The 11,072-nt window shown below is 71.1% G+C and carries 7 protein-coding genes and 1 pseudogene; 3 read left to right on the forward strand and 5 right to left on the reverse strand.

Annotated elements, in window-relative coordinates; all coding sequences use genetic code 11:
• The 3 genes and pseudogenes from ACFV9W_RS35945 (at position 1) to ACFV9W_RS35955 (ending at position 4,712) form a co-directional block, all read left to right on the forward strand.
• Positions 1 to 396: a DUF742 domain-containing protein gene (locus ACFV9W_RS35945; protein WP_385769685.1), complete on the forward strand. Its 396-nt coding sequence runs from the start codon at positions 1 to 3 to the stop codon at positions 394 to 396.
• Between the two features lie 54 nt (positions 397 to 450).
• A pseudogene (locus ACFV9W_RS35950) lies at positions 451 to 4,129 on the forward strand (hydantoinase B/oxoprolinase family protein).
• The gene (locus tag ACFV9W_RS35955; RefSeq protein WP_385769687.1) at positions 4,110 to 4,712 is read left to right on the forward strand and encodes an ATP/GTP-binding protein; all 603 of its coding nucleotides are present in this window, start codon (positions 4,110 to 4,112) and stop codon (positions 4,710 to 4,712) included. Before ACFV9W_RS35950 ends, ACFV9W_RS35955 begins: the two are co-directional and overlap by 20 nt.
• Before the next feature lie 118 nt (positions 4,713 to 4,830).
• Here ACFV9W_RS35955 and glpK read toward each other — a convergent pair whose 3' ends face one another.
• The 5 genes from glpK to ACFV9W_RS35980 form a co-directional block, all read right to left on the reverse strand.
• The gene (gene glpK / locus ACFV9W_RS35960; RefSeq protein ID WP_385769689.1) at positions 4,831 to 6,354 is read right to left on the reverse strand and encodes a glycerol kinase GlpK; all 1,524 of its coding nucleotides are present in this window, start codon (positions 6,352 to 6,354) and stop codon (positions 4,831 to 4,833) included.
• 43 nt (positions 6,355 to 6,397) lie between these two features.
• Positions 6,398 to 7,141: an MIP/aquaporin family protein gene (locus ACFV9W_RS35965; RefSeq protein ID WP_385769691.1), complete on the reverse strand. Its 744-nt coding sequence runs from the start codon at positions 7,139 to 7,141 to the stop codon at positions 6,398 to 6,400.
• Positions 7,142 to 7,456: 315 nt separating this feature from the next.
• Positions 7,457 to 9,106 carry a GGDEF domain-containing protein gene (locus tag ACFV9W_RS35970; RefSeq protein WP_385769693.1) on the reverse strand — a complete coding sequence of 550 codons (1,650 nt, stop codon included), beginning with the start codon at positions 9,104 to 9,106 and terminating at the stop codon, positions 7,457 to 7,459.
• Between the two features lie 96 nt (positions 9,107 to 9,202).
• Positions 9,203 to 10,393 (reverse strand): lipid-transfer protein, encoded by a 1,191-nt coding sequence (locus tag ACFV9W_RS35975; RefSeq protein ID WP_385769713.1) that lies wholly within the window; start codon positions 10,391 to 10,393, stop codon positions 9,203 to 9,205.
• Entirely contained in the window at positions 10,390 to 10,848 is a 459-nt protein-coding gene (locus tag ACFV9W_RS35980; protein ID WP_385769695.1) for a Zn-ribbon domain-containing OB-fold protein, read from the reverse strand. The genes ACFV9W_RS35975 and ACFV9W_RS35980 overlap by 4 nt, the downstream gene beginning before the upstream one ends.
• Positions 10,849 to 11,072: the final 224 nt, after the last annotated feature.

Here is an 11,072-nt window from a genome sequence, read left to right on the forward strand (position 1 = left end):
ATGAGACCAGACGGTCACGAGACGCATCACTGGTTCGACGACGACGCCGGTCCCGTCGTACGCCCGTACGCCATGACGCGAGGCCGCACCACCAGCGCGGCCCAGCACCGGCTCGACCTGATCGCGGTCGTCGTCGCCGAACAGCATGAAGGCGGCGCCGTGAAGGACCAGACGCTGTCGCCGGAACACGTCGACATCGTCGAGCTCTGCAAGGACGCTCCGCAGTCCGTCGCCGAACTGGCCGCGGAGCTCGATCTTCCGATCGGAGTGGTGCGCGTCCTCATCGGGGACCTCGTCGACGACGAACTCGTCCATGTGACGCGGCCGGTCCCACCGGCCCAGCTGCCCGACACGAGTATCCTCCGCGACGTGATCGACGGCCTCAGAGCGCTCTGATCCGACAGCGGAGCCTGCGAGGCACAGGAACGGGGCGGACGGCGGGAGACACACGTGGCAGGCTGGCAGTTCTGGATCGACCGAGGCGGCACCTTCACGGACGTCGTGGCCCGACGGCCCGACGGCCGCCTGGTCACGCACAAGCTGCTCTCCGACCATCCGTCGCGCTACGCCGACCCGGCAGTCTTCGCCATCCGTGAACTCCTCTCCGAGGGCGCGGAGCCGGAGTCCGGCGGCAGGCCCGGCGACCTCGTCGACTCCGTCCGCATGGGCACCACCGTCGCCACCAACGCCCTCCTGGAGCGCCGCGGCGAGCCGACCGCCCTGGTCATCACGCGCGGCTTCCGGGACGCCCTGCGGATCGCCTACCAGAACCGGCCCCAGATCTTCGCCCGCCGCATCGAGCTGCCCGAACTGCTCCATGAGCGCGTCATCGAGGTGGACGAACGCGTCGACGCCCAGGGCGAGGTGATCACACCACTGGACCTCGGCTCCCTCGAAGTCTCGCTGCGCGGCGTCTACGAGGACGGCATTCGGGCCGTGGCGGTCGTCTGTCTGCACAGCCACCTCCACCCGGATCACGAGCGGGCGATCGGTGCCCTCGCCGAGCGCATCGGCTTCCCGCAGATCTCGCTGTCCAGCGAGGTCAGCCCGCTCATGAAGGTGGTGCCACGGGGCGACACGGCTGTCGTCGACGCCTACCTGTCGCCCGTCCTGCGCCGCTACGTGCGCCAGGTCGCCGACCAACTCCCCGACGTGCGGCTGATGTTCATGCAGTCCAACGGAGGGCTCGCGGAGGCCGGGCAGTTCCGCGGCAAGGACGCCGTCCTGTCCGGGCCCGCGGGCGGCATCGTGGGCATGGCCCGGATGTCGGGGCGCGCCGGCTTCGACCGCGTCATCGGCTTCGACATGGGCGGCACCTCCACCGACGTCTCGCACTTCGCGGGCGAGTACGAGCGGGTCCTCACCACACAGATCGCCGGCGTACGGCTGCGCGCCCCCATGCTCGACATCCACACCGTCGCGGCGGGTGGCGGCTCCGTGCTGCACTTCGACGGCAGCCGCTACCGCGTCGGCCCCGACTCGGCGGGCGCGGTGCCGGGACCGGCCTGCTACCGGGGCGGCGGGCCGCTCACGGTCACCGACGCCAACGTCGCCCTCGGGCGCGTCCAACCCGCCCACTTCCCCCATGTGTTCGGCCCCGAAGGGGACCAGCCGCTCGACGACGCTCTCGTACGCGAGCGCTTCACCGCCCTGGCCGCCGAGATCCGCGAGAAGACCGGCGACGAGCGCACCCCGGAGCAGGTCGCCGAGGGCTACCTCCAGGTCGCCGTGGCCAACATCGCCAACGCCGTGAAGCGCATCTCCGTGCAGAAGGGCCACGACGTCACCCGCTACGCCCTCACCACCTTCGGTGGTGCAGGTGGCCAGCACGCGTGCAAGGTCGCCGACGAACTCGGCATCCGCACGGTCCTCGTACCGCCCATGGCAGGCGTCCTCTCGGCGCTCGGCATCGGGCTCGCCGACACCACGGCCATGCGGGAGCAGTCCGTCGAGGCCACCGTGGACGCCGCCTCGATGCCGCACATCATCAAGACGGCCGACGACCTGGAGAGCGCCGCACGCGAGGAACTGCGCTCCGAGGACATCCCCGAGCAGCGCATCCGGATCGTGCGCAGGGCTCAGCTCCGCTATGACGGCACGGACACCGCGCTCACCGTGGAACTCGCCGAACCCGTCGCCATGACCCGCGCCTTCGAAGAACGTCATCGCGCTCACTACTCCTTCACCCTGGACCGACCGCTCGTCGTCGAATCACTCTCCGTCGAGGCCACTGGCCTGACCGATCCCCCCGATCTCTCCCACCTCGTACCCCGCACCACCGCCCCGGCCGCCTCCGCGACCGTCCGCCTGCACACCGGCGGAACCTGGCGGGACGTACCCCTCCACCACCGGCACCAACTCCCGGCCAGCGAACCGGTCCAGGGGCCGGCGATCATCGCCGAGGACGGCTCGACGACCGTCGTCGACGACGGATGGCAAGCGGCCCTCGCGGACGACGGCCACTTGGTCATGGAACGGTCGGTGGTTACAGAGAGTTCCGATCCGGGCGCGGAAGGCGACGCTTCACTCGATCCGGTGAGGCTCGAGGTCTTCAACAACCTCTTCATGTCGATCGCGGAACAGATGGGCGCCCGCCTCGAGTCGACCTCGCAGTCCGTCAACATCAAGGAACGCCTCGACTTCTCCTGCGCGCTCTTCGACCCCGACGGCAGCCTGGTCGCCAACGCCCCGCACATTCCCGTGCACTTGGGCTCGATGGGAACCAGCGTCAAGGAGGTCATCCGCCGCCGCGGCGCGACCATGCGGCCCGGCGACACCTACGCCGTCAACGACCCGTACCACGGCGGCACGCACCTGCCCGACGTCACCGTGATCACCCCGGTCTTCGACACGGACGGTCACCGGATCCTGTTCTACGTCGCCTCGCGCGGGCACCACGCCGAGATCGGCGGCATCGCCCCCGGCTCCATGCCCGCGAACAGCCGCACCATCGACGAAGAGGGAGTGCTGTTCGACAACTGGCTGCTCGTGGAGGCCGGCCGGTTCCGCGAGGAGGAGACGCGGCGCCTGCTGACCGAGGCCCCCTACCCCTCCCGCAACCCGCGGACGAACCTCGCCGACCTGCGCGCCCAGATCGCGGCCAACCAGAAGGGCGTCGACGAAGTCGCCCGGATGATCGAGAACTTCGGCCTGGACGTCGTGCTCGCCTACATGAAGCACGTACAGGACAACGCAGAGGAATCCGTGCGGCGCGTCATCGACGCCCTGGAGGAAGGCGAGTTCGGCTACGAGACCGACTCGGGAGCGGTCATCCGCGTACGCGTGAGCGTGGACCGTGCACAGCGCCGCGCCACCGTCGACTTCACCGGAACTTCCGACCAGCTCGCCACCAACTTCAACGCCCCGTTCGCCGTCGTCAACGCCGCCGTCCTGTACGTCTTCCGGACCCTCGTGGGCGATGACATCCCGCTCAACGACGGCTGCCTGCGCCCCCTCGACATCGTGGTACCGCCCGGTTCCTTCCTCTCGCCCGAGCCGCCCGCCGCGGTCGTGGCGGGCAATGTGGAGACCTCGCAGGCCATCACCGGAGCCCTCTACGGGGCCCTGGGCGTGCAGGCCGAGGGCTCCGGCACGATGAACAACATCACCTTCGGGAACGCGCGCCACCAGTACTACGAGACGGTGGCCTCCGGCTCCGGCGCCGGGGACGGCTTCCCCGGGGCGCCCGTCGTGCAGACCCACATGACGAACTCGCGGCTCACCGACCCCGAGGTCCTCGAATGGCGGCTGCCCGTCCTCCTGGAGGAGTTCGCGGTGCGGCGCGGCAGCGGGGGAGCGGGCCGCTGGCCCGGCGGCGACGGCGCCGTGCGGCGCATCCGCTTCCGCGAGCCGATGACCGTCTCCACGCTGACCCAGCACCGCAGGGTGCCGCCCTACGGGATGGCGGGCGGAGCCACCGGGGCCCTCGGCGCCAACTCCGTGGAGCGCGTGGACGGCACCGTCACCCGCCTCGACGGCAGCGACACGGCCGACGTGGCCCCCGGCGACGTACTCGTCGTCGAAACGCCCGGAGGCGGCGGCTACGGCGCGCCGGAGACGAGCAGCAGTACCCGAGACAGCGACACCAGCGAGGCAGGAGAGACACAGTCATGATCTTCGGGCGTTCTGAGCGCCGCAAGGCCCCCGTCGAGCCCGTGACGCTCAAGATCCTGGTGGCCGGCGGTTTCGGCGTGGGCAAGACGACGCTGGTCGGCGCGGTCAGCGAGATCCGGCCGCTGCGCACGGAGGAGGTCCTGACGGAGGCCGGCCGCCCCGTGGACGACACCGCGGGCGTCGAGCGCAAGAGCACCACCACGGTGGCGATGGACTTCGGCCGGATCACGCTCCGCGAGGACCTGGTGCTCTACGTCTTCGGCACACCGGGCCAGGACCGCTTCTGGTTCCTGTGGGACGAGTTGGCGACCGGCGCGTTGGGCGCGGTCGTCCTCGCGGACACCCGTCGCCTGGAGGACTGTTTCGCGGCGGTCGACTACTTCGAGCGGCGCTCCATACCGTTCATCGTCGGCGTGAACTGCTTCGACGGCGCCGCCCGCCACCCGGCCGAAGCGGTCCGCCAGGCGCTCGACCTCGACCCGGACGTCCCGGTGATCCTGTGCGACGCGCGTGACAAGGAGTCGGTGAAAGAGGTCCTGATCGGCGTCGTCGGCCATGCCGCGGACGCCGCCGAGCGCAGACAGCCCGCAGCGACCTGAGTATCCCGGCACGCGCAGCGGCGGTCCGCACCCCCGCCGACCGGGGTGTGAACCGCCGCCTACGCGCGTGCATGGCTGTACGTCACCACGCGCGCGTACATACGCGCGTGGACGTGGCCTACGCGCCGTCTCCGTCCTCGTGCCAGCCGAAGCTCTTCTCCACGGCCTTGCGCCAGTTGTGGTACTCGCGGTCCCGGGCGCCCGCGTCCATCGAGGGAGTCCACTCGGCGTCGCGCTGCCAGTGCGCCTTGAGCTCGTCCAGGTCGTTCCACACGCCCGTCGCGAGCCCGGCGGCGTACGCGGCGCCCAGACACGTCGTCTCGGAGACCCTGGGCCGGATCACGGGCACGCCCAGGACGTCCGCCTGATGCTGCATCAGCAGATTGTTCTTGGTCATGCCGCCGTCGACCTTCAGGGTCGTGATCTGTACCCCGGAGTCCTGGTACATCGCGTCGACGACCTCACGGGTCTGCCAGCTCGTCGCCTCCAGGACGGCCCGCGCCAGATGTGCCTTGGTGACATACCTGGTGAGGCCGGTGACGACACCGCGCGCGTCGGAGCGCCAGTAGGGCGCGAACAGACCGGAGAACGCGGGCACGATGTAGGCGCCGCCGTTGTCGTCCACGCTCGCCGCGAGCGTCTCGATCTCGTCGGCGGTCTTGATGATGCCGAGCTGGTCGCGGAACCACTGCACCAGGGCGCCCGTGATCGCGATCGACCCCTCGAGGCAGTACACGGGCGCCTCGGAGCCGATCTTGTACCCCATGGTGGTGAGCAGGCCGTTCTTCGAGGGCACCGGCCGGTTACCGGTGTTGAGCAGCAGGAAGCTGCCCGTCCCGTAGGTGTTCTTCGCGGTACCGGTGTCGTAGCAGGCCTGTCCGAACACGGCCGCCTGCTGGTCGCCCAGCGCGGAGGCGACCGGGACGCCGGCCAGCTGGCCGACAGCCGTGCCGTACACCTCGGCGGACGAGCGGATCTCCGGCAGCAGCGACTCCGGCACGTTCATCGCCGACAGGATCGACTGGTCCCACTCGAGGGTCTCCAGGCTCATCAGCATGGTGCGCCCGGCGTTCGTGACGTCGGTGACGTGCACGCCGCCGTCGGTGCCCCCGGTGAGGTTCCAGATCAGCCACGAGTCGATCGTGCCGAAGGCCAGCTCCCCGCGCTCGGCCCTGCCCCGCAGCCCCGGCACGTTGTCGAGCAGCCAGGCTGCCTTGGGCCCGGAGAAGTAGCTCGCCAGGGGCAGGCCGGTCGTCTCGCGGAAGCGGTCCTGGCCGTCGGCGCCGCCCAGCTCGTTGCAGAGTGCCGAGGTCCGCGTGTCCTGCCACACAATCGCGTTGTGCACAGGTTTGCCGGTGGCCCGGTCCCAAAGGACCGTCGTCTCGCGCTGGTTGGTGATGCCGAGCGCGCTGAGCTGGTCCGCGCGCAGCCCCGCCTTGGCGATCGCCCCCGCGACCACGGCCTGGACCTTGGACCAGATCTCGGTGGCGTCGTGCTCCACCCAGCCCGGCTTCGGGAAGATCTGGCGATGTTCGCGCTGGTCGACGGCGACGATCTCGCCGTCCTGGTTGAAGATGATGCAGCGGCTCGAGGTGGTGCCCTGGTCGATGGCGGCGACGTACTTCACGGAAGTGTCGGGCATGGCTACCCCTTCGTAAGAAGACGTTCGAGTGTGTTTCCGAGTTTCAGAACGCTGCGTTGTAGATGACCCCCGCCAGCGCGCCGCCGATGAGTGGCCCCACGACGGGGACGAGGGCGTAACCCCAGTCGGACGTCCCCTTGTTGGGGATCGGAAGGAACTGGTGCACGATGCGCGGGCCCAGGTCACGGGCCGGGTTGATCGCGTACCCCGTCGGCCCGCCGAGCGACAGACCGATGCCGACGACCAGGAGCGCCACGATCAGTACCTGCGTGCCGGACTCGCCCAGTCCCTTGGTGAGCCCGAACGCGAGGATGGGCAGGACGAGACCGATCGTCGCGATGATCTCCGTGATCAGGTTCGCGACCAGGTTCCGGATCTCGGGGATCGTGGAGAAGATGCCGAGCGTCGGCGTCGGGCCGTCCTCCGCGGCCCCCTCGCCGGAACCGACGTTGGCGTTGAACTGCGCGAGATACACCAGGTAGGCGAGGACGGCGCCGAGCATCGCACCGATCATCTGGCCGAGCAGGTAGACCCAGACCTTGTCCCACTTACCGGTGTCGACCGCGATGCCGATGGTGACCGCGGGGTTGAGGTGACCGCCCGACAGCGGGGCGGCGGTATAGGCGCCGGCCAGCACGCCGAAGCCCCAGCCGAACGCGATGACGACCCACCCGGAGGCCCTCGCCTTGGAGTGTTTCAGGGTGACAGCGGCGCAGACGCCCGCGCCGAACAGAATCAGGATGCCGGTGCCGATGACCTCACCGACGAAGATGTCTCCGTTGCTCATGGCGGCTCCTAGGCCCTCGCCCGGGGGCAGTGCTCCCCGGTCCTCCGTGCAGGGTGCGTTTCCCATGGCTGGTTCTGAACCACGGCTGCCGTGGGCAGGAAAGTCCCGCGCCCCGCCCGGCGTCCGTGACGAGCGTGCCCGCACAGTCGGAACCACACGTGGGGGAGCGGCCCTGACCTGCCGCAACCCGGCAGGAAAGCGCACCTGGGGCAGGTGGGGCCCCGAGCAGCGGTGGGCCGATTTGCGGCGATGCCGACTGACACCCGGAAGTGTTCACCGGCCGTACTGGAGCGTCAAGGTCGTGGACGGCAACGGTTAACCGGCGGCCGGTGCTCCCCTCGGATCGTGCGCGGAAGCCGCGGCACTCGCGCCGCGGCGCACGTCGAAGCCTTCGCGCCCCGCCTGGCCGCACACCCAACTCGCCCCGGCGAGCGCCTTCGCGGCCTTCTTGAGCGGGGCGAGGAGCGCGGCCGCCTGCCGGTGGTCGGCCACTTCGCCGGGCGGGCAGACCACCGTGGCCAGCGACAGCGTCACCGCCGTGCCGCCCGCCGACCAGGGGGCGTCGAGCACGGTGGCCGCGAGCGGACCGAGCTGCTCCGGATCGGCCAGGACCAGGAAGTCGTCGCCCCCGATGTGCCCCACCCGCACGGACTCCGACTCCATATGCGCGAGGGCCTGCCCCACCGCACGGATCAGCTCGTCGCCAGCCGCGAACCCGGCACCGTCGTTGACCTGCTTGAACCCGTCGATGTCCAGCCAACTCAGGGCGAAGGCCCGGCCCTGTGCCACCCAGTGGTCCAGCTCGCCCGTCACGGCGTCCGAGCCCGGCAGCCGCGTCAGCGGGTTGAGCCCGGCGGCCTCCTCGACCCGGCTCTCGGCGAGCGCCCGCACGAGGTCGGTGAGGCGTACGACGCCGACGCAGCGACCGTCGTCGTCCACCACGGCGACGTCGTCGGCGGTGCGGGCGTGCTCGCCGTCCGCGACCACGTCGAGCACTTCCCAGGCGGTCGCCGCGACGCCCACCGTGCGCGGCCGGTCCCCGAGCCGCGCGGCCGGCCGGTCGGCGTACAGCGCGTGCCCGTAGCGCGTGGACAGCGACAGCAGGAAGCGGTCCCGCTGCACGGACCGAACCGGCACCCCGGCGGCGTCGACGAGCAGCACCCCCGTCGTCCCGGCCGCCCCGGTGAGCCGGCGCCGCACCTGCTCCGCGGACGCCGAATCGGGCAGCAGCGCCGCGGGCCGCACGAAGTCCCGCACCGGTGGGCCGGTCGGCCGTGACGAGCCCACGGCCGGGGGCAGTTCGGGCACATACACCTCGGATATCGGCAACCGGGCCGCCGGGGCGAACAGATTGCCCTGCGCGAGCTGCGCCCCCGCATCGCGGGCCGCCATGCACTGCGTCTCGGTCTCCACGCCCTCGACCGCGAGCAGCGCGCCGATCTCCTCGCACAGCGTCCGCATGGCCCGCACCGACGCCCCGCGCGACAGCAGCGAGGCGTCGAGTTTGATCAGGTCGGGCGCGAGGTCGTCGAGCAGCCGCAGGGGTACGTCACCGTCGCCCACGCCGTCGGCGCAGATCCGAAACCCCTCCTTGCGCAGCACCGCGACGCCCTCCAGGAGGGCGCGGTGCGGCACGTGCGTGAACGGCGGCCCGACATCGACGGTCACCTCCCACGGCAGCCGGCCTGAGTCCTGCACCGCGCGCCGCAGCGCGTCGAGGCCGCCCAGGTCGGCGAGCGTGCCCGCGAACACGTTCACGTGCAACGGCAGCAGCGTCTCCCTGCGCGCCGCGTCACGGATCGCCAACGCGGCGAGGTCGCCGTCGAGCTCGGGCTCGCGATGCGCCCGCGCGAGCACATCACCCGACTCGGGTCGGGCGAGTATCTCCAGAGCCGCGGCCGACCCCGTGGCCAGATTGACCACGGGCTGGAAGGCGAAGCGGAGGCTGTCCGGCCAGGTGTGCACGCCAGCATGATGGCGTCACATGGACGCCCGCAGGGCCGGTTCACACGCTGTTCACGCAGGATTCCCGAACGGCCACGCAGCGTACGCACGCGGTGGTCAGCGCACCGCCACGACCGACGATCCGTGGCCGAACAGTCCCTGGTTGGCCGTGATCCCGGCCCTGGCGCCCGGCACTTGCCGCTCGCCCGCCGTCCCCCGCAGCTGCCACGTCAGTTCGCAGACCTGGGCGATGGCCTGGGCCGGAACCGCCTCGCCGAAGGAGGCGAGTCCACCGCTGCTGTTCACGGGTATTCGGCCTCCGGGGGCGGTCGCGCCCTCCCTCAGCAGCTTCGCGCCCTCACCCTCGCCGCACAGCCCGAGGTCCTCGTACCACTGCAACTCCAAGGCCGTGGACAGGTCGTAGACCTCCGCCAGGGACAGGTCCTCGGGACCGATCCCCGCCTCTTCGTAGGCGGAGCGGGCGATCGAGGCGCGGAACGTGGGCCCTTCGGCGGCCACCCCGGCGGCCGAGTCCGTGGCGATGTCCGGAAGGTCGAGCACGGTGTTCGGGTATGTCGGCGTCACCGTCGACACGGCCCGGATGCGGACCGGATCCGCCGCTCCATGCCGCCGCGCGAACTCCATGCTGGACAAGACCAGCGCCGCACCGCCGTCCGACGTGGCGCAGATGTCGAGCAGCCGCAGCGGATCGGCGACCACGGCGGAGGCGGCGACCTCCTCGGCCGTCACGGTCTTGCGGTAGCGCGCGTTCGGATTCAGCGCGCCGGAGGCGGCGTTCTTCACCTTGACCTGGGCGAAATCCTCGAGCGTGTCCCCGTGCACGGCCATGCGCCGGCGCGCGTACAGGCCGAAGTACGTCGGGTTGGTCGCCCCGAGCGCACGGAAGCGCAACCAGTCGGGGTCGTCCGGCCGGTCACCGCCGGCGGGCTTGAAGAACCCCTTGGGTGCGGCGTCGGCTCCCACCACGAGCACGACGTCCGCGAGCCCCGAAAGGATCTGCGCCCGTGCCGTGTTGACCGCCTGGGCACCCGAAGCGCAGGCCGCGTAGACGCTGGCCACGCGCGCTCCCTGCCATCCGAGGGCCTTCGCGAAGGTCGCCCCCGCCACATAGCCGGGATAGCCGCCGCGCACCGTGTCCGCGCCGACGATCGAGCTGATGTCGCGCCAGTCGACCCCGGCATCGGCGAGCGCGGCCCGCGCCGCCGCCACCCCGTACTCGACGAAGCTGCGCCCCCACTTCCCCCAGGGGTGCATGCCCGCGCCGAGCACCGCCACGTCCCCCGTCATGCCGCCACCCCCGTCGGCCGCCAGTGCCATGTCGTCCATGTCGTCCCGGTCTCGTCGTCCCCCTCCTCGTTGAGCACGCCCGGTACGACCTCCACCTCCATGCCGACCGCGAGATCGGCCACGGAGACGCCCGGAGCCCCCTGACCGAGCACGACCAATCGCTCAGCGGCAAGCTCCACAGCGATCAACGCGTAGGGCTGCCACGGGAGTTCCCGATCGGACACATAAGGCTCAGGTGGTCGGTACCTGGCGTCCGTGTACGACCAGACGCGACCGCGCCGCGACAGCGGCAGCTCCACCAGCTCGCCGCCCGCGCAGGAGGGATTGCGGCACGCCCCGTCCTCGCGCGGGAAGAACACCGACGCACACGCGGAGCAGCGCGTCCCCAGCAGGCGGAAGTCGTCCCCCTCTCCGCTGAACCAGTCGGCCACGACAGGTGTACGCGTACGCGCCACAGCGCCTCCCCGGCAAAGAATCTGACGGAACGTCAGAAGTGTGCCACGGGGAACCGGATGACGTCAGGGGTCCCGCAGAACCATCCGTGCCCGACCGGCGTCCGTGATCGGTGTGGGGGCGGGGCCCGGGTGCCACGGGGGGGGCCCGGGGCGCCCCCCCCCGCCACCCCCCCCCCCCGGACACCTGGGGGAGCGGGACAAAGAAGACGGGGTGCGGGGGGGTC

The sequence above is a fragment of the Streptomyces sp. NPDC059897 genome (assembly GCF_042730865.1).
Taxonomy (GTDB): domain Bacteria; phylum Actinomycetota; class Actinomycetes; order Streptomycetales; family Streptomycetaceae; genus Streptomyces.

Bases quoted from the DNA above. Each gene is read 5' to 3' on its own strand.
- ACFV9W_RS35945 (WP_385769685.1), top strand. From the start codon at position 1: ATGAGACCAGACGGTCACGAGACGCATCACTGGTTCGACGACGACGCC.
- ACFV9W_RS35955 (WP_385769687.1), top strand. From the start codon at position 4,110: ATGATCTTCGGGCGTTCTGAGCGCCGCAAGGCCCCCGTCGAGCCCGTG.
- glpK (WP_385769689.1), bottom strand. From the start codon at position 6,354: ATGCCCGACACTTCCGTGAAGTACGTCGCCGCCATCGACCAGGGCACC.
- ACFV9W_RS35965 (WP_385769691.1), bottom strand. From the start codon at position 7,141: ATGAGCAACGGAGACATCTTCGTCGGTGAGGTCATCGGCACCGGCATC.
- ACFV9W_RS35975 (WP_385769713.1), bottom strand. From the start codon at position 10,393: ATGACGGGGGACGTGGCGGTGCTCGGCGCGGGCATGCACCCCTGGGGG.